The sequence below is a fragment of the Citricoccus sp. genome (assembly GCF_035445025.1).
Lineage (GTDB): Bacteria > Actinomycetota > Actinomycetes > Actinomycetales > Micrococcaceae > Citricoccus.
The window spans coordinates 69,884-95,477 of record NZ_DAOMPX010000002.1 but is presented as its reverse complement, the minus strand read 5'-3'; the positions used below and the strand labels follow the sequence as shown (position 1 = coordinate 95,477).

Annotated in this window: 18 protein-coding genes and 1 tRNA gene; 13 read left to right on the top strand and 6 right to left on the bottom strand. The window is 73.1% G+C overall.

All coding sequences use genetic code 11. From position 1 onward, the window contains the following. Positions 1 to 81 precede the first annotated feature (81 nt). From rsmA to PLJ28_RS01435, 10 genes are all read left to right on the top strand, one after another. Entirely contained in the window at positions 82 to 990 is a 909-nt protein-coding gene (gene rsmA / locus PLJ28_RS01480) for a 16S rRNA (adenine(1518)-N(6)/adenine(1519)-N(6))-dimethyltransferase RsmA (protein WP_183523930.1), read from the top strand. Then, complete coding sequence (locus tag PLJ28_RS01475; protein ID WP_183523933.1) at positions 987 to 1,961, top strand: 4-(cytidine 5'-diphospho)-2-C-methyl-D-erythritol kinase; 975 nt, start codon at positions 987 to 989, stop codon at positions 1,959 to 1,961. Before rsmA ends, PLJ28_RS01475 begins: the two co-directional genes overlap by 4 nt. 89 nt (positions 1,962 to 2,050) lie before the next feature. Then, positions 2,051 to 3,934: an ABC-F family ATP-binding cassette domain-containing protein gene (locus PLJ28_RS01470; RefSeq protein ID WP_183523936.1), complete on the top strand. Its 1,884-nt coding sequence runs from the start codon at positions 2,051 to 2,053 to the stop codon at positions 3,932 to 3,934. 115 nt (positions 3,935 to 4,049) lie between these two features. Beyond that, positions 4,050 to 4,121: transfer RNA gene (locus PLJ28_RS01465), tRNA-Gln, on the top strand. A gap of 429 nt (positions 4,122 to 4,550) precedes the next feature. Continuing rightward, entirely contained in the window at positions 4,551 to 7,136 is a 2,586-nt protein-coding gene (locus PLJ28_RS01460; protein ID WP_324589847.1) for a LuxR C-terminal-related transcriptional regulator, read from the top strand. Then, on the top strand, positions 7,133 to 9,790 hold the full coding sequence (locus tag PLJ28_RS01455; protein ID WP_183523942.1) for a helix-turn-helix transcriptional regulator: 2,658 nt from the start codon (positions 7,133 to 7,135) through the stop codon (positions 9,788 to 9,790). The genes PLJ28_RS01460 and PLJ28_RS01455 overlap by 4 nt, the downstream gene beginning before the upstream one ends. A 346-nt stretch (positions 9,791 to 10,136) precedes the next feature. Then, positions 10,137 to 10,637 (top strand): nucleoside-diphosphate sugar epimerase/dehydratase, encoded by a 501-nt coding sequence (locus PLJ28_RS01450; RefSeq protein WP_183523945.1) that lies wholly within the window; start codon positions 10,137 to 10,139, stop codon positions 10,635 to 10,637. Then, positions 10,637 to 11,788, top strand: coding sequence for a Gfo/Idh/MocA family protein (locus tag PLJ28_RS01445; RefSeq protein WP_183523948.1), 1,152 nt, complete (start codon positions 10,637 to 10,639; stop codon positions 11,786 to 11,788). Before PLJ28_RS01450 ends, PLJ28_RS01445 begins: the two co-directional genes overlap by 1 nt. Continuing rightward, positions 11,788 to 12,972, top strand: a complete 1,185-nt coding sequence (locus PLJ28_RS01440; protein WP_255459392.1) for a DegT/DnrJ/EryC1/StrS family aminotransferase — start codon at positions 11,788 to 11,790, stop codon at positions 12,970 to 12,972. The genes PLJ28_RS01445 and PLJ28_RS01440 overlap by 1 nt, the downstream gene beginning before the upstream one ends. Then, positions 12,969 to 14,138, top strand: coding sequence for a glycosyltransferase (locus PLJ28_RS01435; RefSeq protein WP_183523951.1), 1,170 nt, complete (start codon positions 12,969 to 12,971; stop codon positions 14,136 to 14,138). The genes PLJ28_RS01440 and PLJ28_RS01435 overlap by 4 nt, the downstream gene beginning before the upstream one ends. Before the next feature lie 53 nt (positions 14,139 to 14,191). Here the strand turns inward: PLJ28_RS01435 and PLJ28_RS01430 are convergent, their stop codons facing one another. Next, positions 14,192 to 14,725, bottom strand: a complete 534-nt coding sequence (locus PLJ28_RS01430) for a VanZ family protein (protein ID WP_183523953.1) — start codon at positions 14,723 to 14,725, stop codon at positions 14,192 to 14,194. Between the two features lie 242 nt (positions 14,726 to 14,967). On the opposite strand from PLJ28_RS01430, the gene glmU reads away from it, so the two are divergent. Together glmU and PLJ28_RS01420 are read left to right on the top strand one after the other, a co-directional pair. After that, entirely contained in the window at positions 14,968 to 16,488 is a 1,521-nt protein-coding gene (gene glmU / locus PLJ28_RS01425) for a bifunctional UDP-N-acetylglucosamine diphosphorylase/glucosamine-1-phosphate N-acetyltransferase GlmU (protein ID WP_183523957.1), read from the top strand. A gap of 70 nt (positions 16,489 to 16,558) precedes the next feature. Then, complete coding sequence (locus PLJ28_RS01420; protein ID WP_183523960.1) at positions 16,559 to 17,539, top strand: ribose-phosphate diphosphokinase; 981 nt, start codon at positions 16,559 to 16,561, stop codon at positions 17,537 to 17,539. A 135-nt stretch (positions 17,540 to 17,674) separates the two neighbouring features. Here PLJ28_RS01420 and PLJ28_RS01415 read toward each other — a convergent pair whose 3' ends face one another. Continuing rightward, the gene (locus PLJ28_RS01415; protein ID WP_298044751.1) at positions 17,675 to 18,181 is read right to left on the bottom strand and encodes a DUF2505 domain-containing protein; all 507 of its coding nucleotides are present in this window, start codon (positions 18,179 to 18,181) and stop codon (positions 17,675 to 17,677) included. Positions 18,182 to 18,270: 89 nt separating this feature from the next. On the opposite strand from PLJ28_RS01415, the gene mfd reads away from it, so the two are divergent. After that, complete coding sequence (gene mfd, locus PLJ28_RS01410; RefSeq protein ID WP_183523966.1) at positions 18,271 to 21,993, top strand: transcription-repair coupling factor; 3,723 nt, start codon at positions 18,271 to 18,273, stop codon at positions 21,991 to 21,993. A 98-nt stretch (positions 21,994 to 22,091) separates the two neighbouring features. Here mfd and PLJ28_RS01405 read toward each other — a convergent pair whose 3' ends face one another. From PLJ28_RS01405 to PLJ28_RS01390, 4 genes are all read right to left on the bottom strand, one after another. After that, positions 22,092 to 23,084, bottom strand: coding sequence for an acyltransferase family protein (locus PLJ28_RS01405; protein ID WP_183523969.1), 993 nt, complete (start codon positions 23,082 to 23,084; stop codon positions 22,092 to 22,094). 95 nt (positions 23,085 to 23,179) lie between these two features. Continuing rightward, positions 23,180 to 23,449, bottom strand: a complete 270-nt coding sequence (locus PLJ28_RS01400) for a hypothetical protein (RefSeq protein WP_183523972.1) — start codon at positions 23,447 to 23,449, stop codon at positions 23,180 to 23,182. 54 nt (positions 23,450 to 23,503) lie between these two features. Continuing rightward, a complete protein-coding gene (gene deoC, locus PLJ28_RS01395; protein ID WP_183523975.1) occupies positions 23,504 to 24,154 on the bottom strand; it encodes a deoxyribose-phosphate aldolase in 651 nt (216 codons plus the stop codon). Positions 24,155 to 24,164: 10 nt separating this feature from the next. Further along, positions 24,165 to 25,594: phospho-sugar mutase (locus PLJ28_RS01390; protein ID WP_324589846.1), on the bottom strand; the 1,430-nt coding region annotated here is incomplete at its 5' end.

The following is a 25,594-nucleotide window of genomic DNA, read 5'->3' as shown; positions in this document are numbered from 1 at the left end:
CTCCCCGGCGCGAGCCACCGAACACCCGTTGTCCCCAAGGGCCCGCTCCGGCGGGCCCTTGGGCATTGCCGCCCCCGTAGGATGGAACGCGTGACCGCCCCTGACGCCCCCCTGCTCTCCGCCACCGACATCCGCCGGCTGGCCACGGAGCTGGACCTGCGTCCCACGAAGACGCTCGGGCAGAACTTCGTCATCGACCCGAACACCATCCGGCGGATCACGGCCGCCTCCGGGACCACGGCCGAGGAACACGTCCTGGAGGTCGGCCCCGGCCTGGGCTCCCTCACGCTGGGCCTGCTGGACGCCGCCGCCGCGGTCACCGCCGTGGAGATCGACCCGGTCCCGGCCGGGCGCCTGGCCCAGACCGCGTCCGAATTCCGGCCAGGAGCCGGTGACCGCTTGGGGGTGTTGCTCGCCGACGCGATGCACGTCTCCGCCGCCGCCATCGACTCCGTGCGCCCCGCCCGGGCGCCCGGTCCCCCCACCGCGCTCGTGGCCAACCTGCCCTACAACGTGGCCGTCCCGGTGCTGCTGCACCTCCTGGCGGAGGTCCCCTCGCTGCGGCACGGACTGGTCATGGTCCAGGAGGAGGTGGCCGACCGCCTCGCCGCGGACCCCGGTTCCAAGGTCTACGGGGTGCCCTCGGCCAAGGCGGCCTGGTACGCCGAGGTACGCAAGGCCGGGACCATCGGCAAGAACGTCTTCTGGCCCGCGCCCAAGATCCAGTCCGGGCTCGTGGCCTTCACCCGGCGCAACCCGCCGGAGACCACGGCCACGCGGAAGCAGGTCTTCGCCGTCGTGGACGCCGCCTTCGCCCAGCGCCGCAAGACGCTGCGCGCCGCGCTGGCCGGCTGGGCGGGTTCGCCCGTCGCCGCCGAGACCGCCCTGCGCGCCGCCGGAGTGGACCCCCGGGCCCGCGGCGAGGTGCTGGGCATCGAGGCCTTCGCCCGGATCGCCGCCGCCCGGCCGGAACGGGGTACCGGCGCATGAGCCCGACGGCCTCCCACCCCGAGTCCGGCCGGCTGTTCAGCCACGTGACCGCGCAGGCGCCCGGCAAGGTGAACCTGTCCCTGGCCGTCGGCGGCCCGCGGCCGGACGGCTACCACCCCGTCGCCAGCGTCTACCTGGCCGTGTCCATGGCCGAGGAGGTCACGGCCACGCCCCGCGCGGACGGGGACGTCACCGTCTCGCTCGCCGACAACTCCAGCGTCTTCGTGGACCCGGACCTCATCCCGCAGGACTCCTCCAACCTGGCCGCCCGGGCCGCCCTGCTGCTGCGCGAGCACCTCGGACTGGACCCGGCCACCCACGGAGTGCACCTGGAGATCACCAAGCAGGTGCCCGTGGCCGGTGGCATGGGTGGTGGCTCGGCGGACGCGGCGGCGGCGTTGATGGCCTGTGCCGCGCTGTGGGACGCGGGACTGTCCCGGCAGGACCTGGCCTCGATCGGCGCGTCGCTGGGCGCGGACGTGCCGTTCGCGGTGATGGGCGGGGCCGCCGTCGGGCTCGGCGTCGGTGACGAGCTCACCCCGCTGCTGGCCCGGCACCCCGTCCACCTCGTGCTGGTGCCCGCTGCCACCGGCCTGTCCACCCCGCAGGTCTACGCCCTGCTGGACCGGCTGCGCGCGGAGGGCACCCTGCCCACCCCGGACACCGACCCGGAGGTGGACCGGGACCTCGTCCAGGCCCTCACCGCGGGCAACGCCGAGGAACTGGCCCTGCTGCTGCGCAACGACCTGCAGGTCCCGGCGGCCACCATGGTGCCGGAGCTGTCCGAGATGCTGGACGTCGGCCTAGAGGAGGGCGCGCTGTCCGGTCAGGTCTCCGGTTCCGGCCCCACCGTGATGTTCCTGACGCGCAGCGCGGAGGAGTCCTTCCAGCTGGCCGCGCGCCTGGAGGACCGCACCGGCGTGGCGGCGATCGCCGTGCACGGCCCGGTGCACGGAGCCCGAGTGCTCTAGCGCCCGGCACCCACCGCGGGACCTCCGCCCCGGCCCCACCCACACCCCGGCCCCACCCACACCCCCGAACCCAAGGACCACACCGCTTCATGGCACACCTGCTCGGCGCCGAGAACATCGGCATCTCCTTCGGCACCCGCACCGTCCTGGACGCCGTCTCCCTGGGCGTGGACGAGGGCGACCGCATCGGCCTCGTCGGCCGCAACGGCGACGGCAAGTCCACGCTGATGCGCATCCTGGCCGGCCAGCAGGAACCCGACGCCGGCCGGGTCACCCGCCGGGGCGGCGTCACCCTGGGCGTGCTGGACCAGCGGGACGACCTCGACGATGCCGACACGGTCAAGCACGCCGTCGTCGGGGACGTCCCGGACCACGTGTGGGCCTCGGACCCGAAGATCCGCGACGTCATGCAAGGCCTGCTCGGCGGCCTGGACTGGGAGCGCACCGTTGGGACCCTGTCCGGCGGACAGCGACGCCGCACCGCCCTGGCACGGTTGCTGGCCGGCGACGACGACCTGATCTTCCTCGACGAGCCCACGAACCACCTCGACGTCGAGGGCGTCGCCTGGCTCGCCGGGCACCTCAAGACCCGTTGGCGGGCCACCGACGGCGGTCTGCTCGTGGTCACGCACGACCGCTGGTTCCTCGACGAGGTCTGCACCCGCACGTGGGAGGTGCACGACGCCACGGTGGAGCCCTTCGACGGCGGGTACGCGGCCTGGATGCTGGCCCGGGCCGAACGGGACCGCGCCGCGGCCGTGATGGAGTCCAAGCGGCAGCAGCTGGTGAAGAAGGAACTGGCCTGGCTGCGCCGCGGCGCCCCGGCCCGCACCTCCAAGCCCAAGTTCCGCATCGAGGCGGCGAACGCGGTGATCGCCGACGTGCCGGAACCGCGGGACTCCGTCTCGCTGGCCAAGATGGCCACCGCCCGGCTGGGCAAGGACGTCCTGGACCTGGAGTCGGTCACCTACACGATCCCCGGCCCCGACGGCGGCGCGCCCGTCACCCTGTTCGACGACGTCACGCTGCGGCTGGCCCCCGGTGAGCGGGTGGGGATCGTGGGCGTCAACGGTGCCGGCAAGTCGACCCTGATGCGCCTTCTCGACGGGCAGGTGCAGCCGGACTCCGGGCGGGTCAGGCGCGGCAAGACCGTGCAGACCGCCATCCTCACCCAGGACGTCCGGGAGCTCGACGAGGTCTCCCACCTCCGGGTGGCCGAGGTCATGGCCCGGGAGGGCAACTCGTTCCAGGTCGGCGGCAGGGACCTGTCCACCGGGCAGCTGCTGGAGCAACTGGGCTTCGGCACGTCGCGGCAGTGGACGCCCGTGGCCGAGCTCTCCGGTGGCGAGCGGCGCCGTCTGCAGCTGTTGCGCCTCATGGTGGGGGAGCCGAACGTGCTGATGCTGGACGAGCCGACCAACGACCTCGACACGGACACCCTGGCGGCGGTGGAGGACATGCTCGACGGCTGGCCGGGCACCCTCGTGGTGGTCAGTCACGACCGGTACCTGCTCGAACGCGTCACCGACCACCAGCTCGCCCTGCTCGGGGACGGCAGGGTGCGCGACCTGCCCGGGGGAGTGGACCAGTACCTGGCCCTGCGCCGGGAGCAGGAGTCCCCGGGTACGGGGCGGGTCGGGGGGCTCACGGGCGCCGGCGGTGGTGCCGGGGCCCCGCCTGCCGGCGGTGGGACGGGCTCGAGTGCCCCCGCCGGACCCGGGACGGCGGCCGTGCCGTCCGGTCCGAGCGAGGCCGAGAAGCGGGCGGCCCGCAAGGAGGCCGGCCGGCTGGAGCGACAGCTGGCGCGACTGGCCGAGGAGGAGTCCGAACTGCACGCCCGGATGGCGCGGTTGTCCGAGTCCGGGGACTTCGAGGCGCTCGCCGGGGCCAACGCCGACCTGCAGGAGCTGGCCGAGCGCAAGGAACAGGCCGAGCTGGCCTGGCTCGAGGCCGGCGAGGTCGCCGAGGGGTAGGCGAGGGGTAGGCGAGGACCCGGCCCTGGCCTGCGGTGACCGGCCCGGCCGCTGCATCCCCTCCTTGCCCCGCGAGGTGACTGTGGCAGAATGGACTGCCGGCCCCGCTGGCCGATCCGCCCTGGTGTAACGGCAGCACGCCGGCCTTTGGAGCCGTGCAGTATAGGTTCGAATCCTATGGGCGGAACCGTGATCGATGCCGTGTCGCCCAGTCAGGGCGATAGGCACATGATGGTCATTTCGTCAAGGGTTAATTTTGGGGGTTGATTTCGCCTCCTAAGCGTCCGCCCATGTCGTCAGGGCTTCCCCCCGCCCCGAACTGCTCCCTAGGATCTGTGACGAAAGCCACCTGTCAAGGTCGTGACGCATCCCCGCGATCATGTCCGGAATCCCCCTTCCGGAGGCAGTTCAGAACAGAGGGCGCTCCAGTATGTACACGTCTCATCGGTCCCATTCACCCCAACGCTCGCTCCAGACCCCCCGGCCCCGTCTCCCCATGACCGGCCGGACCCTGTCCGTCGAGCCCGTCCCCCCGTTGCCGCGTGCCGTCGCACCGGCCCCGCCGGCAGCACCGCCGGCCCCCTCCCTCAACGCGTCACCGCCGGTCCAGCCACCGGTGTCCCAGCGGTCGCGCCTGGCGCAGCAGCCCGGGGTCGCCTGGCTGGGCTCCGGCACCGACGGCCGGTGGATGGAGTCTCCCCAGGAGGCCAGCACGGCGCTGGGCCGGATCCTCGCCGGCGACGCCCTGCGCGGTGCCGTCCTGATCGGTGAGGCCGGTGACCGGCGCGAGACCATCGAGACGGCCCTCGCCGCCCTCGCCGCCCTCCCGCCCGAGCGGTCCGTCTACCGCCTGCACGGCAGCGCCTTCGCGGCCGCCACCCCGTACGGGGCCCTGGCCATCCTCCTCTCCGGACTGGACCGCACGCCGCCCTCGTCGCTGCACGGCATGCTGCGCACCCTGTCGGGCTTCCTGCGCCCGGACGGGGCCGCCCCGGCCGTCGTCATCGTCTCCCAGCCGGACCAGATCGATGCCGGCACCATCACGGTGCTGTCCCAGCTGGCCCAGGTCGACAGCATCTGCCTGGTGGTCCACTGCGAGCGGCTGACCGACGTCCCCGTGGACCTGGTGTCGCTGCTGCGCGCGGGCCTCGTGGCCGGGATCACGGTGCGGCCGTTGACGCCCACGGCCGGTGAGAGGCTGATCGAGGACGTGCTCGACGGTCCGGTGTCCCGGTTCGCGGCGACCGTGCTGTGGCGCCACAGCGGCGGTTCGGTCAGCCGCCTGCGTCAGCTCGCGCGTGACTGCGTGGCCAGCGGCAAGCTGCAGCGTGCCGAGGAGGGCTGGATCATGGTGCCCGGGGCCCTGCCGAGGATGGACCCCACCGGTCTGCTGGCCACCTCGCTGCGGCACCTGCCCGTCCGCCAGCGCTCCCTGCTCGAGATGCTGGCCGTCTGCGGGCCCATGCCCGTCAGCGACCTCATCCACATCGGCTTCGCGCACGAGCTGGACACCTTGCAGGACGGGGGCGCGCTGGAGATCCGCAGTGACCAGTCCGGCCGGATCGCCCGGCTGGACTCCGTGCAGTCGGCGGAGACCCTGGCGGCGATCGAGCCGGACCGCCGCCGCGAACTGGCCGGCATGCTGCAGACCCTGGATCCCGGGTACCACAGCGTGCTGCGGGCCGCCGACGAACTGATCATGCTCGGTGACGTCCAGGGCGCGGTGTCCCTGTTCGTGGAATCCGGGTGGCACGCGGCGTCGAACCCCGGTCCGGCAGGGGAGTCCGCCTGGACACACCTGGCCTGGGCCGAGTGCTGTGCCCGGATCGCCATGGGGGACCTGGACGGGGCCGAGGCCGTGCTGACGCGGGCGCCGGTCGCGGATTCCGCGTCCCTGAGCGTGCTGGCGGCCAGCGTGGCCGTGGCGCGCGGTGACCTCCGCGAGGCACACGCCCGGTTGGACCAGATCCCTGCCGAGCACCTGCCCGAGCTGCTGGCTCCGCGCGGTTCGGACGTCACCGGGGAGTCCGTGCGCTGCCGCGCCCAGGCCCTGCGGGCCGAGGCCCTGGCCCTGGGCGATGACCAGGACGGGGCACTGCGCCTGCTGGACCGGCTCGACGCAGAGCTCACCCGCTTCCACTCCGCCGGGATCATCGACGACGTGCTGAGTCCCGCGGACCGCTCCGTCCTGGCGCAGTCGATGCTGAACGTCCTGCTCGCCTGCGGGCAGCTGGACCGGTGCCGGGACCTCGCCGAGACGGTCATCGACGGCCATCACGGGAACCCGCAGTCAGCGCAGTACGCGGAACTGGTCCTGACCACGGTCGATGCCATGACCGGAGACCGTGAGCCGGCGTACCGCCGGGCCGCGGGCCTGATGGCCCAGCTGGAGGCCACGGGCAATCCGCACGAGCTCCAGGCGGCCCGGGCCCTGCTGGTCTTCTGCAGTGACGGTGGCGACGGCGGCGCGGACACCCGGGCCTCGGAGGTCTTCCAGGCGCTGGTGGACAGCCAGGCCGGGCAGCTGGCGGGTCAGCCCCTCGGCCGGCTCGGCTGGGTGACCGAGCTGTTCCTGGCCCAGGCCACCGCGCGGATCCACTCACCCGAGGCGAGCCTCGCCCGTATCTCCGCCCTGGCCGAGCGGGCTGCCGAGGCCGGCCTGTACGCCGTCGAGTTCTCGGCCCTGGCGATCGCCTTCCAGTCCGGGGACCTCCGGCTCGCCCCGCGGCTGGCCCAGGCCGCCGCACGCACCCAGACCGCGGCCTCGGCCCCCAACCAGCTCCTGGCCCGGGCCGTCCTGGAAGACGACGAGAACCTGCTGGTGCGGGCCCTCGAGGCCCTCGCGGAGGCCGGGTGCGCCTCATACGTCGAACAGGCGGACTCGCCGCTGCTGAAGGGGCTCTCGCCCCAGGTGCTGCGCCGGATCGCCGACGCCGCCCCGTCACGGCGGGCGAAGAACGGGCCGGCCGACGACGCCGGCACCGACCCCGAGTGGATGGGCCAGCTGACCCGCCGCGAACGGGAGATCGCCCGGCTCGTGGTCGACGGCAAGACGAACGCGGTGATCGCCCGCATCACGGGGATCTCCATCCGCACCGTCGAGGGACACCTCTACCAGATCTACGCCAAGCTGCAGGTCCGGGGCCGGGCGGACCTGACCCGGCTCGCCGCCGCCCAGGCCCAGCTGCAGGTGGGCCGATGAGCGAGCAGACCACGGGGCTGCGGCCCCAGCACGCGGGGATCCCCACCGATTCCCCTCACCTCACGACGCTCGTCGAGGACCTGCTCGGAGCCGACCGGGCCGGCGCGGTGATCCTGGGCGGCCCCGGCACGGGGAAGTCCTCGCTCGTCCAGGCCGCCCTGGAGATCGCCGGCCTGGCGGACAACGTGCACACCGTCCAGTGCACACCGTCGCTGCGCGAGATACCGTACGGGGCCCTCGTCCCCCTGCTGACCGCACTGGACGAGCTCAACACGCCCGTCGGGGTGCTGCGGGCGCTCCAGCAGCTGGGCACCACCCCGGTGATCGTGGTGGTGGACGTCCAGTACCTGGACGCCGCCAGCGCCTTCGTCCTGGCCCAGCTGGTCCAGAACCGGGCAGCCACCCTGCTGGCCAGCGGGACCGGTCTGCTCGGCCGGGAATCCGGGATCGCGGCGCTGTCCGACACCGGCATGCTCCGCACCGTCCACCTGGGACCGGGTGACCCGGACCAGGTGCGGCGCCAGTGCGAGCGGACGCTCGGCGGCTCCCTGACCCAGGGGGCGGCGCGCACCATCCACGGGATGACCGGGGGCAACCCCCGGCTGGTCCAGGCCTTCCTGGAATCGGCCCTGCACCAGGGGGTGCTGGTCCAGGCCAAGGGCGGTTCGGTCCTGCCGGGCCGTGCCGTCCCCTGGGTCCTGCTCCGTCCGGCCCCGGACCCGGATGCCTGGCTCGTGGACACGGTGGAATCCATGCAGGCCTCGCTCCTGCCCGGAGAGCGGGAGTGCCTGGACCTGCTCGCCCTGGCCGGGGTGGCCTCCCGGGCCCACCTGCGTGCGGTGAGCGGCGACCACGTCCAGGACCTGCTCGAGAACGGTTTCCTCCGGGAGGCCGGTGCCGATGCCGTGACCCTGTCCGCGGTCCTGCACGCCGAGGTCCTGCGCTCGTGCATCCCTCCGGGGCGCAGCGTGGACCTGTTCGCCCGCTGGCAGGCCGTGGGCGGGTCCATCCACGACCGGCCCACCGCGCGCACCGTGCTGTGGGCCCTGGAGTGCGGGCATCCCGTGGACCTGGGGGACATCATCGCCGCCGGCTACCGGGCGCTGGGGACCAAGGACTGGCCGACCGCGCGCGCCCTGGCCCCGTTCCTGGCCGGGCGAGAGGACCCGCGTGCGGACCTGCTGGTGGCCGAACTCATGCTCGTGGGCGGCCGGACGGGCACGGCCCGGGCCGAACTGGAGGAGCTGGCGGCCCGGTCCGATGACCCGGACTACCGGATCGAGGTCTACGGGCTGCTGGCCCTCGACCTCGTCCGCAACGGCCAGGCGCCCCACGGCTGGGCGGCCCTGCCGCAGGCGCTGGCCGGGGTGCGGGCGCGCATGACCACCGAGCCCGCGCTTCCCGAGTCCCTGCGGACCATGATCAACCTGCTGCTGGACCCGGGCATGGACGACCGGCGCGACGAACTGCTGGCGCAGTCCCGCCAGCTGATCGAGGACCCCGGCACCGACCCCGGCACCCGGGCCATCCTGCTCCTGCTGCAGTCGGACCTGCTGGGCCTGGCCGGGCAGGCCGCGGAGGCCATCGAGGTGGCCCGCGCGGCCCATGAGCTGGCCGTCAGCACGCCGCAGTTCTCGGCCAGGTTCGGCGTCTACGCACTGGTCAACCTGGTCCTGAACCTGACGACCGCCGGCGAGCTCGACGAGGCCCGGAGGGTCCTGGACACCCAGGACCGGCTGGGTCCCCGTCAATGGCACCAGCGGGCCGGCACCGTGCTCGCGCTGCGGGCGATGGTGGACCTGGTCCACGGCGGCACCGCGGGGTCGGTCTCCACGCTGCACGACGCCGTGGTGGACCTGCGTCACTACGACCCGGCGCAGCTGCTGCCGTGGGCCGAGGCCACGCTCACCCCCCACCGGGTGGCGCTGTCCCCGACCCCGGTCGACATCGGTGCCGACGTGCGGGCGCGCCGGCCACAGCGCGGTTCCCGGGGCCGTTGGCTGCTGGCCCTGGCCCTGTTCAGCATCGCCGAGGACCGCGTGAAGGCCATGACGGACGACCACCGGCCCCTGTGGCGTCAGATCCTCGAGGATCCCCGGCTCGACGCCGACCCCGTGGTGCGTCGCGAGATCCTGTTCACCCTGTTGGTCCTGCGTCCCCCGCAGGCCGAGGACGACGGCGTGATGTCACGGCTGCACGGTATCTGCTCCGGCCTGGACGGGCGTCGGTCCCGGGCGCTCACACGGGTCCTCGACCCGGCCCTGGGCCACGACCCACGCGGACTGGCCACGGTGGCCGAGCACACGGCGTCGTCCGGGGAGATCCTCCCGGCAGCGATCGCCTGGTCCCGGCTGGTCCTGCTGCATCACGGGGCCGGGGACCTGCGACGGCGCGGTGAGGCCCTGCGGAGGCTGAAGAGGCTCCAGGTGTCCACGGGCCTGCAGTTCCCGCCCTTCGTGACCGGCGCCCTGGCCCTCGGGGAGCTGACCGCACGGGAGCAGGAGATCGTGGACCTGGCGGCCGCCGGGATGAGCAATGCCGAGGTGGCCGAGAAGCTCTTCGTCTCCCAGCGGACCGTCGAGGGCCACCTCTACCGGGTGTTCACCAAGCTCGGTATCACGGAGCGCTCCGAGCTGCGCGACCTGCCGGTCTGATTCCTGCGCCGGCGCACCACCACGCCTCCCCGGGCCAGCCGCCCGCGGGTGACATCGGGCCACGCCCATGCACCCGCGGGCGGCTCACCCGTCCCGGCGAGTGACCGTAGCGAGAGCCCGGGATCCGAGCACGTGCTCCGCGGGGCGATTTAGAGTACGGGCCCACGGATGTGGCGGGCGGGGGCCGATCCTAGGCTCGAGGGGAAGCGAGAGGCCGTCACCCCCGGCGGCCTCCCCGGGCCGGTCGTGCTTCACGCTCATGGGCAGGCCGGCCCCTCACCCCTGTGGGAGTCCAAATGCCTTTTCCAGCCGATGCCCCGCGCGGGCCCCGGGATGAGTCGTGACCATGGTGCAGACATCCGGCACCGCCCTGTCGAGCGGTCAGCGCACGCAGCACGCCGTCCCGGTCACCCCGTGCCGGGGTGGCCTCCTGGACCGCGCTCTCGTGACGGTCCTGACGACGCTCCTGCGGATCACCGCCCCCGGCGGGCCGGCCCGGTGGCTGCCTGCCCGGCGGCCCTGGCGGGCCGTGGTGCGCCGGAGCCGGCTGGAGGGCCGTGCCCTCTCCGTCGTGGTCGTCGGCGCCCCGGCCGACGTGCGCCAGGTCCTGCACCGGGCCGGGCGGCGGCCCGCCGCCTACACGATCGTGGGCGTGGTGCTGGACGGCGAGGTCGCCTCGGGGGACGCCACCCAGGACTGGGGTGAGGCCCACCGCGCCCTGTGCTACGTGGGGATCGACGAGGTCGATACCGCCGTCAAGGACCTCGGCGCCGACGCCGTCGTCGTGGCCGGGCCGTTGACGGGGGACGATCAGGGCCTCCACGGACCCGGGCCGGGGGTGTACTGATGGGCCTCCCCTCCGAGAACACCCTCCGTCCCACGCTGCGCGTGGCCGTGATCGGTGCCGACAGCGGCACCCCGGGCCTGGCCCGGGGCTTCGCCCAGAGCACGGACTGGGAGGTCGTCGCCGTCTGTGACGAGGACCGGTCCCGGGCCGAAGGCCTGGCCCGGGAGGCCGGGAACCCTGCCGTGACCAGCTCCGTGACCGAACTGCTCGCCGGACACGACGTCGACGCGGTCGTGATCGCGACACCGGCCCAGACACACCACGGGATCACCCTGCAGGCGCTCGCCGCCGGCAAGCACGTGCTGCTGGAGAAACCCCTGGCGGACACGACCGGGGCCGCCGTCGAGATGGTGGCCGCCGCCGAGTCCCGCGGCAGCGTGCTGATGGTGAACCACGCGTACTGCTACACCCCGGCCGTGCTCAAGATCCGTGAGCTCATCGCCGGCGGTGAGCTGGGGGAGATCCGCTACGTGGACTCCGTCAGGATCAACCACGACTTCGTCCGGTCGGACGCGGACGTGTTCTGGGACCAGGCGGCGCACGACCTGTCCGTCCTGGACTTCGTCCTCCCCGGAGGCCTGGAACCGCAGGTCGTCTCGGCCCAGGGCGCGGACCCGTTGCGCTCGGGCAAGGCCTGCGTGGGGTACCTGAACCTGCCGTTGTCCAATGGTGCCCTGGCCCACGTCCACGTCAACTGGCTGTCCCCGACGAAGGTCCAGCAGATGGTGATCGGGGGCAGCCGGAAGACACTGATCTGGGACGACCTGAACCCCCAGCAGCGGCTGAGCATCTACGACCGGGATGCCGTCCCGGACCGCCGGCACATGGGCCTGGCCGATGCCGGGACCGGCCCGGGCGCGGCGATCCCGTCCCGGCTGCAGGACCCCTGGTCGCCTCCCCTGAGCGAGTCCACGCCGCTCGCCCTGATGGTCTCGAACTTCGCGGACGCGATCCGTGGTCACCGGCCGGCCCTGACCGACGGCCGGTCGGCCCTGCGCGTGCTGTCCGTGCTGGAGTCGACCTCGACCAGCCTCGCGCGGGGTGGGGCCACGACCGCGATCCCCGATCCGTGGGCACCGGCCCACGGGGCGTCCGGCGCCGGCGGGACGGCACCGGACGCGGGCGAGCGGACCGGACGGGGTGGGACCTGATGAGCAGGATCAGCCTGATGCGTCCCTGGCTCGGGCCGGAGGAGGCGGAGGCGGTCCGCCAGGTCATCGAGTCGGGCTGGGTCGCCCAGGGTCCACGCACCGCCGAGTTCGAACGCGCCTTCGCCCAGGCCCAGGGCGTCTCCCACGCCGTCGCGACCTCCTCGGGCACCTCGGCCCTGCACCTGGCGCTCGTCGTGGCCGGGATCCAGCCCGGTGATGACGTCATCGTCCCGTCCCTGTCCTTCCTGGCCGTCGCCAACGCGGTGACCTATGCGGGAGCGAGGCCGGTGTTCGCGGACGTGGACCTGATCACCGGCATCGCCACGGCGGAGACGCTGGACGCGGTCATCACGCCCCGGACCACGGCGGTGATCGCGGTCGACCAGGGCGGGATGCCGCTGGACCTGGACCCCATCCGGGACCTGTGCGACCGCCACTCGCTGGCCCTGATCGAGGACGCCGACGGCGCGGTCGGCTGCACCTACCGGGACCGTCCGGTCGGGACGGGCGCCGACATCACGGCCTGGTCCTTCCACCAGGACGCGGTGCTCACCACCGGTGAGGGTGGCATGCTCACGACGGACAACCCGGAGTGGGCGGCCCGCGCCCGGCGGCTGCGCGAGCACTCCCTGGACGTCAGCGCGGCCGAGCGCCATGAGTCCGTGCCCTCGGCGCCGGAGCACTACCCGGAGATCGGCTTCGACTACCGCATGACGGACCTGCAGGCCGCCCTGGGGCTGGTCCAGCTGGGCAAGGTGCCGGAGATGGTCCGGCGCCGCAGGGCCCTGGCCCATGAGTACCAGGACGTGCTGGCCACGGTGCCCGGGGTGCGGTACGCGGCGGACCCGGACTACGGACGGGGCAACTTCCAGTCGTTCTGGATCGAGGTCCTGCCCGGATTCCCCCTGGACCGGGACGAACTGCTCGCCTGGCTGGTCGCGGACGGGATCTCGGCCCGGCGGGGCGTCATGGCCGTCCACCGGCAGGACGCGTACGCGGGACACTCCGGGCGGGTGCGGCCGCTGCCCGTGACCGAGCGGCTGACCGACCACACCCTGGTCCTGCCGGTCTTCCACACGATGACGGCCGAGGAACACCGCCGGGTGACCGCGAGCCTGCAGTCCGCCTCCCAGGCGCCGCGGAACCGCCGCGGCGAGGGGACCCCGGGGGTGCCACCCCGATGAGGATCATCGTCTGCCTGCACGACATGGAGGCAGGCGGCAGCCAGCTCAACGCCCTGGACCTGGCCGCCGCCATCCGGGACCGCGGTCATCACGTCATGCTCTACGCCTCGCCCGGCCCGCTGATGGACCGGGTCCACGCCCTGGGCCTGGACCTGACCCTGGCGGGCTCCTCGGCACGTCTCTCGGTGGGCTGGGCGGCCGGCCTGCTCCGGCTGGCCCGCTCGTGGCGGGCCGACGTCGTGCACACCTACGAGTGGGGTCCCTCCATCGGGGTCTCCTTCGGTGCCCACGGTCTCATCGGGATCCCGCAGGTGATGACGGTGCCGTGCGGGGACGTCCCGCGGTTCCTGCCCCGGCACCTGGACCTGATCGTGGGCTCGCGGAGGCTGTGGGCGGACACCGGGGCCCACACCCGCCGGCACCTGATGGCGCCACCGGTGGACACGGTCGCCTGCGCGCCCACCGACCCCCGGCCCGCCCGCAGGTCCCTGGGGCTCTCGCCGGAGGACCTGGTGATCTCCCTGGTCGGACAGATGACCACCGATCTCGACCAGGCCGCGGGCGTCATCGCGGCCATCGCCCACGTCGACCGCCTGGCCGAACGCGAGCCCGCCGTCCTGCTGATCGGCGGCGGTGGACCCGAGCTCGTGCGCATCCGCGCGGCCGCCCGCCGGGTCAACACCCGCCACGGGCGCCGCGTGGTGCTCGTCACGGGCAGCCTCCCGGACCCCTCCCCGGCCTATGCGGCCGCGGACGTGGTGCTGGGCATGGGCGGTTCGGTCCTGCGGGGCATGGCCTACGCCAAACCGGCGATCGTGCTGGGTGCGGACGGATTCTGCGAGCCGGTCACCCGGCGGACGATGACGTCGTTCGACTGGCAGGGTTACTACGGCGTCGGCGACGGCGGGGAGTACGGACTGCTGCCCCACCTGATGGAACTGGCCGCGGACGCCGCCGAGCGCCGCCGCAGGGGGGAGTGGTCACGCGCGGTGGTCGAGGAGCACCACAGTCTCCGCCGCGCGGCCCTGCTCCTGGAGAACATCTACGGCAATGCGCTGGGCCGTCGGCACGGACTCGCCGAGCGCACCGGTTCGCTGGCGCGGTCGGCCGCCGAACTGGGATCGTTCCTGACCCACCGGCTGCTGGCAGGGCGGCCTGCGGTATGAACCGCCGGGCGCGGTGTCCCCGCCACGCGGCCCGGGGACACGACGGCGGCCGCTCAGGAGGGAATGTCCGTCCGGCCCCGCTGGCGGGCCGCCTGGACGCCGCGGTAGAGGACCACGCCGGCCAGGGCGCCCGCGGAGTTGCAGACCAGGTCCCGCACGGTCCCGCTGGTCCCGGTGAGCAGGTACAACTGGGTCAGCTCGACCCCGGCGGACCACGCCGTGGCCAGCAGGAGGACCCCCCAGTCCGGCACGCCGGTGCGCGGCGCGGTCCCGGTGCCCTCGCCCCGGCTCCCGCACCGCCCCCACAGGCAGGTCAGCAGGAAACCGATGGGCACGAAGACCACCACGTTCGCCACGGCCCCGATCCGGTCGAAGGGCAGCCCGGCCAGGATCCCCGTCTCGGCGGACCACGCCACGAGGGAGTCGGTGAACTCTGGCAGGCCCGGGGAGGTCAGGCGGACGGAGAGCACCAGGGCACACACCCCCAGCAGGTAGGCCAGCAGGAGCCAGCCGGCCCATTGCCGGCAGCGTGCCCGGCCGAAGGGCGCTGCCGTGGGTTCACCCACTCGTGCTGACTCGGCGTTCATCGTCGGCATCTGTGCCCCCCCAGGCGTCCTCCGCGACGCGTTGCCGGTCAACGGTCGCACTGGCTTCACCGTAGGAACGCCCCGCCCGGTCGGCAAGGGCAACCCGCAGCCCACGGGCCGGACCCCGAGGCGGTCGAGTACCCCCGCCCGGTACACGTCACGCCGTCCACGTGGTCCCGAGTGGCGATCACGTGGAGCGGGCGGTCTAGACTGGCCTGCGGCAGTCCCGCCGTGAAGCATCGATGCAGGAGCGTAGATCCTTGACCGAGTCCTCCGTGGCCAGCGCCGCGCCGTCAGCCGTCATCGTCCTGGCAGCAGGCGCCGGTACCCGGATGAAGTCCAAGACCCCCAAGATCCTGCACCGCATCGGCGGCCGCTCCATGATCGGCCACGCGCTCGCCGCCGCGGCCGGCCTGGCCCCCCAGCGGCTCGTCGCCGTCGTCAGGCACCAGCGCGACCTCGTGGCCGGGCACATCACCGCCCTCGCCGACGAACTCCCGGGCCTCGAGGCGGCCACCCTCACGATCGCCGACCAGGACGAGGTCCCGGGCACCGGCCGCGCCGTGCAGTGTGGACTGGAGTCACTCCAGGCCGCCGGGCACCCGGTCCAGGGCACGGTCGTGGTGACCTACGGGGACGTCCCGCTGCTGACCACCGCCCTGCTGGACGAACTGGTCACCGCCCACCAGTCGGAGGGCAACGCCGTGACCGTGCTGACCGCTCTGCTCGCCGACCCCACCGGATACGGCCGGATCCTCCGCGAGGCGGACGGCTCCGTGGCCGGCATCGTGGAGCACAAGGACGCCACCGACACCCAGCGGCAGGTCAACGAGGTCAACTCCGGCATCTACGCCTTCGACGGCGCCCTCCTGGTGGACGCCCTGTCCCGGGTCACCACGGACAACGCCCAGGGCGAGATGTACCTGACGGACGTGCTCTCGCTGGCCCGCGAGGCCGGCGGCCGGGTCGCCGCGGTCACCACCGAGGACCAGTGGCAGGTCGAGGGCGCGAACGACCGCGTCCAGCTCTCCGCGCTCGGAGCGGAGATGAACCGGCGCACCGTGGAGGCCCACATGCGGGCGGGCACCTCCGTGCAGGACCCCGAGACCACCTGGATCGACTCCACCGTCACCCTCGAGCCGGACACCACCGTCCTGCCGAACACCCACCTGCAGGGCACCACGCACATCGCCGAGGACGCCGTCGTCGGTCCGGACACCACGCTGGTGGACACCACGGTGGGCGCCGGTGCGACCGTGACCCGCACCCAGGCGACCGGGGCCGTCATCGGCGCCGGGGCCGTCGTCGGGCCGTTCACCTACATCCGGCCGGGCACGGTGCTGGGGGAGCAGGGCAAGATCGGGGCGTTCTACGAGACGAAGAACGCGGTCATCGGCCGCGGGTCCAAGCTCTCGCACCTCGGTTACGCCGGGGACGCCGAGATCGGCGAGTACACGAACATCGGCTGCGGCAACATCACCGCGAACTACGACGGCGTCGCCAAGCACCGGACCGTGATCGGCGACCACGTGCGCACCAGCTCCAACACGGTGTTCATCGCCCCCGTGACCGTGGGGGACGGTGCCTACACCGGCGCCGGCGCCGTGGTGCGCAAGGACGTCCCGGCCGGTGCGCTGGCCCTCACCGTGGCCCCGCAGCGCAACGCCGAGGGCTGGACCGAGGAGCGCCGCCCCGGTTCCCCCGCGGCCGAGGCCGCCGCTCGCGCCCGGTCCGCGCAGGACGCCCCCGGCGACGGCTCCTGAGCCCGCCCCGAGACTCCCCTCCCCTCCCCGCCGGCCGGCACCCCCGACAAGAACCAGGAAGTACATCCCCATGAATGAGATCACCCAGCACAGCGAGAAGAAGCTGGTCCTGGCCGCCGGCCGCGCCCATCCCGAGCTGGCGGAGCAGGTGGCCCAGGAACTGGGCACCGAGCTGCTGCCGATGAGCGCCTACGACTTCGCCAACGGGGAGATCTACGTCCGCTCGGCGGAGTCCGTGCGCGGCAAGGACATCTTCGTGATGCAGTCGCACCCGGCGCCGCTGAACAACCACCTGATGGAACAGCTGCTCATGCTGGACTCGTTCAAGCGGGCCTCGGCCAAGCGGATCACCGTCATCTCGCCGTTCTACCCCTACGCCCGCCAGGACAAGAAGGGCCGCGGCCGCGAGCCGATCTCCGCGCGCCTCGTCGCCGACCTGTACCGGACCGCCGGCGCGGACCGCATCATGAGCGTGGACCTGCACACCGCCCAGATCCAGGGCTTCTTCGACGGCCCCGTGGACCACCTGTTCGCCATCCCGCTGTTGAGCGACTACATCCGTTCCCGGACCGGTGGCGACGAGCTCACCGTGGTCTCCCCGGACACCGGTCGCGTGCGCGTGGCCGAGCAGTGGGCCGAGCGCCTGGGCGGTGCCCCGCTGGCCTTCGTCCACAAGTCCCGTGACCTGACCGTGCCGAACCAGGCCGTGTCCAAGCAGGTCGTCGGCCAGGTCGAGGGCCGCACCTGCGTGCTGATCGACGACATGATCGACACCGGCGGCACGATCGCCGGGGCCGTCCGGGTGCTCGAGGACGCCGGGGCCAAGGACGTCATCATCGCCGCCACCCACGCCGTGTTCTCCGATCCGGCCGCTCAGCGACTGGCCGAGTCCGGCGCCCGCGAGGTGGTCGTGACGAACACCCTGCCGATCCCGGAGGAGAAGCGGTTCGAGACCCTGACCGTGCTGTCCATCGCCCCGCTGATCGCCCGCGCCATCCGCGAGGTGTTCGAGGACGGCTCGGTCACCAGCCTGTTCGACGGCGTCTCCTGACGCGGGCCGGGCTCGCCCTCGTGGCGCCCGGCCCTCCCGGACGGAGCGTTCCGTCCTGAACGAGAGGACCCGTCACCCCGGTCTCCCGGGGTGACGGGTCCTCTCGTTCAGGACGACGGCGCGGATCCGCGCGGCCTAGCGGTCCAGCCAGTCCGTGACCTCACGCGACTGCCGTGCCAGCACCTTGCCGACCCGCGGCTCGGCGGCCTCGGCCAGCTTGCCGCCGACCAGCGGGATCCGGCACTCCACGTAGCCGTCCACCTGCACGTCGGTGCCGGTCTCATTCGGCACCAGCCGCTGCTCGGCGGTCGCGGTGACCTTGACCGCGGTGACACTGAGCAGCAACTGCCCGGTCCGCGAGCCGTCCGCCGCGGGGGCGGACCAGTTCTCCTGCTGCTCCACGCTCAGCTTGTCCCCGAGGAACTTGCCGGCGAACTTCTGCACCGTCTCGGGCAACCGGTGCACGGGCACGGAACGGAGCATGGTGACGGACACCGGCCCGGTCGGCTCACCCTGGCGCTCGAAGGCGACCAGCTGACCACCGAGCCCCTCGGTGACCTTGCGGTTGAATTCCTCACTGGCCAGGGCCGTGAACACGTCAGCCGGCGGGTGGGCGATGGTGGTGGACTCCTTGAACGCCATGGGGCTCCTCCTGGGGGTTCGACGCTACGTGGCCTCCGCTGGCAGCGGACGCCGGAGTCGAGCCTATCGGAGCAACTATGCTGGGATGAATGACCACACCCCACCCGCTGGCAGGGCTGTTTCCCGCCCTGCTGCAGGACCCGTCCGTCGCCGCCGCCGTCGTCTCCGCCGGCCGGACCGGAGCCGACCGCACCGAGGACCTGGAGATCAGCCTGCCCGACGGCGCCCGGGCACCCCTGGCGGCCATGCTCGCCGGCGCGCACCACGGGATGTCAAGGGTCCCACAGGACGCCGGGCGGGGCCTGGCCCGGCCCGGCGTCGTCCTGCTGGTGACCGCCACCTCCCGGGAGTCCGAGGACCTCGCGGCGGACCTGGCCGGCTGGATGGACCCGGAGACCGTGGCCCACTTCCCGTCCTGGGAGACCCTGCCGCACGAACGGCTCTCGCCGCGCTCGGACACCGTGGGCAACCGCCTGGCGGTGCTGCGCCGCCTGACCCACCCCGGTGAGGCCGGCCGGCCGCCCCTGGTCGTGGTGACCGCCCCGGTCCGCTCGGTGCTCCAGCCCCTCGTGGCCGGGCTCGGCGACCTGACCCCGGTGCGCATCCGCGTGGGCGAGGACCACGACTTCGACGCGGTGGTCCAGGCCCTGGCCGACGCCGCCTACTCGCGGGTGGACATGGTCTCGCGCCGCGGGGAGTACGCCGTGCGCGGCGGGCTGCTGGACGTCTTCCCGCCCACCGAGGCCCACCCGCTGCGCATCGAGTTCTTCGGGGACACCGTGGAGCAGATGCGGTACTTCTCCGTGGCGGACCAGCGCTCCCTGCAGGACGCCACCGGTGACGGCTCCGGCCACCCCACCACGCTGTACGCCCCGCCGTGCCGCGAGCTGTTGCTGACCGACTCCGTCCGCCGCCGTGCCCGGGACCTCCAGCCGTCCCTGCCCGGAGCCGTGGACATGCTCGAGCGGATCGCCGAGGGCATCGCGGTAGAGGGCATGGAGTCCCTGGCGCCGGTGCTCGCGGACGGTATGGTCCCGTTCCTGGAGCTGCTCCCCGAGGACTCGTTGACCGTCCTGGTGGAACCGGAGAAGGTCCGGCACCGCGCCGACGACCTGCTCAACACCAACGAGGAGTTCCTCACCGCGGCCTGGGCCTCCGCCTCCCAGGGCGGTGCGGCCCCGGTGGACATCGCCGCGCTGGGCGGCGCCGCCGGATCCGGTCCCGACACCGGCCAGGCGGGGGCGGGCGGCTTCGCCACCCTCGCGGAGACCCGCGCCACCGCGCTGGGGCGCTTCCAGGGCTGGTGGCAGCTCACCGCGCTGGGGGCCGACGTCGAACTGCTCCCCGACGCCTCCGCGTTGCGCACCGCGTTCACCGAGCCGCGCGGCTTCCACGGGGACGTGGACGCCATGATCCAGCACGTCAGCCAGCGGTGCGCCGAGGGCTGGCAGGCGGTCGTGGCCACCGACGGGCCCGGCCCGGCCCGGCGGCTGGCCGAGCTGCTCGGCGAGTCCGGACTGCCCGCCGTCGTGGTGGAGACCGTGCCCGCCGAGCCGCAGCCCGGACAGGTGACCATCACCACCGCCGTCGCCGGTTCCGGCTTCGCGATGCAGCAGGCGAAGGTGGCCCTGCTGACCGAGCAGGACCTGTTCGGGCGCAACCGGGTCTCCGGGCCGCGCGGGGCCACCAAGACCCTGGCCCGCAAGCGCCGCAACGCGGTGGACCCGCTGAGCCTGACCGAGGGCGACTACGTGGTGCACAGCCAGCACGGCATCGCCCGGTTCGTGGAACTGCAGCGCCGCAAGGTGGCCGGTGCCGGGACGGCCGGGGGCGCCGGCAGCTCGGCCACCGGGGAGTCCTACCGCGAGTACCTCGTGCTCGAGTACGCCCCGTCCAAGCGCGGGGCGCCGGGGGACCGGCTCTTCGTGCCCACGGACCAGCTGGACCAGGTGAGCCGGTACGTCGGCGGGGAGGCGCCGAGCCTGTCCAAGATGGGCGGTTCGGACTGGGCCTCCACCAAGTCCAAGGCGAAGAAGGCGACCAAGCAGATCGCCGGGGAACTGATCCGCCTGTACTCGGCCCGGATGGCCTCGAGGGGTCACTCCTTCGCCGCGGACACCCCGTGGCAGCGCGAGCTCGAGGAGTCCTTCGCGTTCATCGAGACCCCGGACCAGCTCACCACCATCAACGAGGTCAAGCAGGACATGGAGGCCGCGGTCCCCATGGACCGGCTGATCTCCGGTGACGTCGGCTTCGGCAAGACCGAGGTCGCGGTCCGGGCGGCCTTCAAGGCCGTCCAGGACGGCAAGCAGGTGGCGGTGCTGGTCCCGACGACGCTGCTCGCCCGCCAGCACCACGAGACCTTCACCGAACGGTTCGCCGGCTTCCCCGTCAAGGTCAGGGCGCTGTCCCGGTTCCAGAACGCCGCGGAGTCCAAGGAGACCCTCGACGGGATGGCCGAGGGGTCGGTGGACGTGGTCATCGGCACCCACCGGCTGCTGTCCAAGGAGATCCGGTTCAAGGACCTGGGACTGGTGATCGTGGACGAGGAACAGCGCTTCGGGGTGGAGCACAAGGAGGCGCTGAAGACGATGCGCACCAACGTGGACGTGCTGGCCATGTCCGCCACCCCCATCCCGCGCACCCTGGAGATGTCCCTGACGGGGATCCGGGAGACCTCCACCCTGGCCACGGCCCCCGAGGAACGGCACCCGGTGCTGACCTACGTGGGCCCGTACACGGACCAGCAGGTCACCGCGGCGGTCCGCCGCGAGCTGATGCGCGAGGGCCAGGTGTTCGTGGTGCACAACCGCGTCTCGTCCATCGACAAGGTGGCCGCGCGGATCCGCGAGCTGGTCCCCGAGGCGCGCGTGGTGGTGGCCCACGGCAAGATGGGCGAGAACCGGCTGGAGCAGGTGATGGTGGACTTCTGGGAGCGGAAGTTCGACGTGCTGGTCTCCACCACGATCATCGAGACCGGCCTGGACATCGCCAACGCCAACACGCTGATCATCGACCGCGCCGACGCCTACGGCCTGTCCCAGCTGCACCAGCTGCGCGGGCGGGTGGGCCGTGGTCGGGACCGCGCCTACGCCTACTTCCTGTACGACGCCGAGAAGCCGCTGGGGGAGACCGCCCTGGAACGGCTCAAGGCCGTGGCCGCGCACAACGAGCTCGGCTCCGGCATGCAACTGGCCATGAAGGACCTGGAGATCCGCGGCGCCGGCAACCTGCTCGGCGGCGAGCAGTCCGGGCACATCGCCGGGGTCGGGTTCGACCTGTACCTGCGGATGGTGGGTGAGGCCGTGGCCGACTTCAAGGGCGGGGAGGAGACCGCCCCCGCCGAGGTCAAGGTGGAGCTGCCGATCAACGCCCACCTGCCGCACGACTACGTGCCGGGGGAGCGGCTGCGGCTGGAGGCCTACCGCAACCTGGCCCAGGCCAACGACGACGCCGCGGTCGACGCGGTGGTGGAGGAGCTGCAGGACCGCTACGGCGAGCTGCCCGGGGCCGCGCAGAACCTGGTGGCCGTGGCGCGGTTCCGCAACGCCGCCCGGGCCGCCGGCGTCACCGAGGTCATGCTGATGGGCCAGAACGTGAAGTTCGGCCCGGCGGACCTGCCCGAGTCCCGGGAGATGCGGCTGAAGCGCATGTACAAGGGGGCCTCGGTCAAGCCGGCGCTGAACGCGGTGATGATCCCGCGGCCCAGGACCGCCCCGGTGGGCGGCAAGGACCTCGTGGACCTGCCCCTGCTGGACTGGGCCGCCCAGGTGCTCAAGGCGATCTTCCTGCCGGACCAGCCGGCCGCCTAGGGCCGCCGGTCACCCGGGACCGCCGGCGACCCGGGTCCGCCGGCCGCCCGGGACTGCCGGCGACCAGGGTCCGCCGGTGACCCAGTGCGGTCGGCGGCCTAGTGGTGCCGGCCCGCCAGGTACTCGCGGTGGGCCCGCCAGCGGGTCCACCAGTCCGGGGCCGGGACGCCGGAGAGCCACGGGGACAGCGGGGTGGCGTTGATCAGCAGGCCCACGGACCAGCTGATGAGCAGGCACAGGACGAACTTGGCGGCGTCGTCCAGGACGCCGGAGGCGACGAGGGTCTGCAACAGCCACCCGTGGAACAGCACCACCACGGTGCCGGTGCGCACGAGGGCGTTGACCGCCGGCGCCGCATCACGGACGAACCGGTCCACCACCGTGCCGAACACGAGCACCAGGCCGGCGGCCATGGCCGTGCCGACCACGGGGCTCAGCAGGAACTGCCCGAACCCGGCGAACTTGATGTTCAGGGGTTCCACGCCCAGGCGCACCGCCAGCAGGCCCAACAGGAGGATGCAGGTTCCCGTCACGGCGCGGTACCGGGTGATCCGGGGCTGGACCTGGTAGCGGAACAGCTCACCGGCCAGGACGAAGAACAGGCAGGGCAGGGCCAGGCCCATCCCCAGCGGCGTCCGGCCCAGGAACGAGTCCGGGATCAGGGACAGCAGCAGGCCGCCCACCGAGACCGCCCAGGCCACCCACGGCGGGAAGTACTCGAGCCAGCGGCGCAGCAGCGTCACGAAGAACAGCACCGAGATGAACCAGAAGGCCCACCACGGCGGGGTCTGGTCCGATCCCCCGTACCAGCCGGTGGCCATCAGGGGCCAGAACTCGGCCGGGGCACCGCGGGTCCACAGCCAGGCCGGCACGCTCATGATCACGGCCCAGACCAGGTAGGGGATCGCCAGGGTCTTCCAGCGGGCGCGCAGTTCGTGGGCGAACGGCCGGCCCAGGGTCCAGAAGTAACCGGTCAGGAAGAAGAACAGCGGCATCCGCCAGATCTCCAGGTACTCGCTGCCGGGCAGCCGCGGCCCGTAGGCGTGGCCGAGGACGACGGCGGCGATGGAGACGATACGCAGAACGTCCACGCCGGTGTTCCGGCGTGGACGTCTGGTGGCCGGCGAGGCCGAGGTGTCTGGGTGGGGGATAGGACCCTCCGGTCCCGGTGTCCGGGACGCCGGGCTCAGTGGCCGCGGCGTGCGACCGTGGCCTCGGCGTGGATGGCCTCGTGGTCCACGGTGTCACCGCGGCCGATGACCCCCTGGGGGATGATGAAGGCGAGCGTGGCCAGGACCAGGGCGGCGATGCCGGGGATCCAGGCGTTCTCGAAGTCCCACCAGCCCATGGCGTAGAGGGAGCCGACGAACAGGACGAAGCAGACGGCCGTCACCAGGATGTTGCCCCAGAAGTTGCCCTGACCGGAGTAGCTCTTGGGCTTGCCGTTGACGATCACGATGTCTCCTCAGTACTGGTGCGAGCGATTGCCGACGCGGGATGGGCCCGTGCGTCAGCTCGTCTTCAGGATAGCAAGGGCGGAGCTGGCGCCGATCCTCGTGGCGCCGGCGTCGATCATGTTCAGGGCGTCCTGACGGGTGCGGACGCCGCCGGAGGCCTTGACCCCCACCTCGGGCCCCACCACGCGGCGCATCAGGGCGACGTCCTCGACGGTGGCGCCCCCGGTGGAGAAGCCCGTGGAGGTCTTGACGAAGTCGGCACCGGCCTCGACGGCCGCCCGGCAGGCCAGTTCCTTGGCGGCGTCGTCCAGCAGGCAGGTCTCGATGATGACCTTCAGGATCGCCCCGCCTGCGTGCACCGCCTCGGCCACGGCGCCGATGTCCGCCACCAGCGCGGCGTTGTCCCCGGCCAGGGCGGCGGCGATGTCGATGACCATGTCCACCTCATCGGCACCGTCGGCCACGGCACCGGCGGCCTCGGACACCTTGACGGCGGTGGTGGTGGCGCCCAGCGGGAATCCCGCCACGGCGCAGGTGAGCACGCCGCTGCCGGCCAGGGCCTCGTGCACCGTGGACACCCACACGGGGTTCACGCAGACGCTCTTCACCTTCGCCGCGGCGGCCTCGGCGCACAGGTCCAGGATGTCCTGGCGGGAGGCCTGGGGCTTGAGCAGGGTGTGGTCGATGTACTGGGCGAGATCCATGGGTTCCAGCCTACTGGCCCAGGGCCTCGGCCACGGACCGCTCCAGCTGCTCCAGGGCGGCGCCGGCCTCGGCGCGGACCGTGGGCAGGTCGGCCGCGGAGTCGACCGGGCGGACGACCTCGAGGTAGCACTTGAGCTTGGGCTCGGTCCCGGAGGGGCGCACGACCACCCGGGAGTCGTCCGCGGTGGTGTACATCAGGGCATCGGTCGCCGGCAGGCCGCGGTAGCCCTGGGACAGGTCCACCGCCGCGGTGACGTCATGGCCGGCGAGGCTGGTCGGCGGCGTGACCCGCAACCGGGTCATCATCGCCTCCAGCAGGGCCGTGTCCGCCACCCGGAGGGAGAGCTGGCCGGTCACGGTCACGCCGAACTGCAGGGCGATCGCGTCCAGGACGTCCAGCAGGGTCCGGCCCTCGGCCGCGAGCGAGGCGGCCATCTCGGCGGCCACGAGGGCCGCGGTCATCCCGTCCTTGTCCCGCACCAGGTCCGGGGCCACGCAGTACCCCAGGGCCTCCTCGTAGCCGTAGCCCAGCCCGGGGACCCGGCCGATCCACTTGAACCCGGTCAGCGTGGTCTCGTGGGTCACGCCGAGCTCCGCGGCGAGCCGGGACAGCAGCCGGGAGGACACCACCGAGCTGGCCATCACGGCCCCGGTCGGACGGAGCCGGTCGATCAGCTGGTGGCCGAGCAGCACGCCCACCTCGTCACCGGTGAGCATGCGCCAGCCCGGCCCGCCCGTGCCCGCCCGGTCCGGGCGCTGCGGCACCGGGACGGCCAGGGCCAGCCGGTCGGCGTCGGGGTCGTTGGCGATCACCAGGTCGGCGCCGCGTTCGGCCGCCGCGGCGAGCGCGAGGTCCATGGCGCCGGGTTCCTCGGGGTTGGGGAAGGCGACCGTGGGGAACGCGGGATCCGGCTCGGCCTGCTCGGGCACCACGTACGGCCGGGCGAAGCCGGCGTCCTCGAACAGGTCGGGCAGCACCGCCCCGCCCACGCCGTGCAGGGGGGTGTACACGACGTCCAGGTGCCGTGCGGGGACGGTGACGGAGTGGTCCGGGGTGGCCAGGACCACGCGGGCCGCGAGCCGGTAGGCGCCCACGATGCCCTCGTCCAGCACGGTCCAGCCGTCGGGGGCCAGCGGGATGGACTCGAGGCGGGCGGCGTGGTCGATGTGGCCGGCGATCTCCGCGTCGGACGGGGTGGTGATCTGTGCCCCGCGCCCGGCCTCGTCCGTCATCCGCCCGCCGAGGTAGACCTTGTAGCCGTTGTCGGCCGGCGGGTTGTGGCTGGCGGTGACCATGACGCCGGCGTCGGCGTCCAGGTGCCGCACGGCGAAGGCGAGCACCGGGGTGGGCAGGGGCCGCGGCATCAGGACCGCCTCCAGGCCGGCGGCGGCGAAGACGGCCACCGAGTCCAGGGCGAATCGCTCCGAGCCGCGGCGGG

What these genes read in the sequence shown, in the direction of transcription:
- PLJ28_RS01470 (WP_183523936.1), top strand. Translation starts at nt 2,051, where the DNA reads ATGGCACACCTGCTCGGCGCCGAGAACATCGGCATCTCCTTCGGCACC.
- PLJ28_RS01440 (WP_255459392.1), top strand. Translation starts at nt 11,788, where the DNA reads ATGAGCAGGATCAGCCTGATGCGTCCCTGGCTCGGGCCGGAGGAGGCG.
- mfd (WP_183523966.1), top strand. Translation starts at nt 18,271, where the DNA reads ATGACCACACCCCACCCGCTGGCAGGGCTGTTTCCCGCCCTGCTGCAG.
- glmU (WP_183523957.1), top strand. Translation starts at nt 14,968, where the DNA reads ATGCAGGAGCGTAGATCCTTGACCGAGTCCTCCGTGGCCAGCGCCGCG.
- PLJ28_RS01430 (WP_183523953.1), bottom strand. Translation starts at nt 14,725, where the DNA reads ATGAACGCCGAGTCAGCACGAGTGGGTGAACCCACGGCAGCGCCCTTC.
- PLJ28_RS01455 (WP_183523942.1), top strand. Translation starts at nt 7,133, where the DNA reads ATGAGCGAGCAGACCACGGGGCTGCGGCCCCAGCACGCGGGGATCCCC.
- PLJ28_RS01450 (WP_183523945.1), top strand. Translation starts at nt 10,137, where the DNA reads ATGGTGCAGACATCCGGCACCGCCCTGTCGAGCGGTCAGCGCACGCAG.
- PLJ28_RS01435 (WP_183523951.1), top strand. Translation starts at nt 12,969, where the DNA reads ATGAGGATCATCGTCTGCCTGCACGACATGGAGGCAGGCGGCAGCCAG.
- deoC (WP_183523975.1), bottom strand. Translation starts at nt 24,154, where the DNA reads ATGGATCTCGCCCAGTACATCGACCACACCCTGCTCAAGCCCCAGGCC.
- PLJ28_RS01445 (WP_183523948.1), top strand. Translation starts at nt 10,637, where the DNA reads ATGGGCCTCCCCTCCGAGAACACCCTCCGTCCCACGCTGCGCGTGGCC.
- rsmA (WP_183523930.1), top strand. Translation starts at nt 82, where the DNA reads ATGGAACGCGTGACCGCCCCTGACGCCCCCCTGCTCTCCGCCACCGAC.
- PLJ28_RS01420 (WP_183523960.1), top strand. Translation starts at nt 16,559, where the DNA reads ATGAATGAGATCACCCAGCACAGCGAGAAGAAGCTGGTCCTGGCCGCC.
- PLJ28_RS01415 (WP_298044751.1), bottom strand. Translation starts at nt 18,181, where the DNA reads ATGGCGTTCAAGGAGTCCACCACCATCGCCCACCCGCCGGCTGACGTG.
- PLJ28_RS01475 (WP_183523933.1), top strand. Translation starts at nt 987, where the DNA reads ATGAGCCCGACGGCCTCCCACCCCGAGTCCGGCCGGCTGTTCAGCCAC.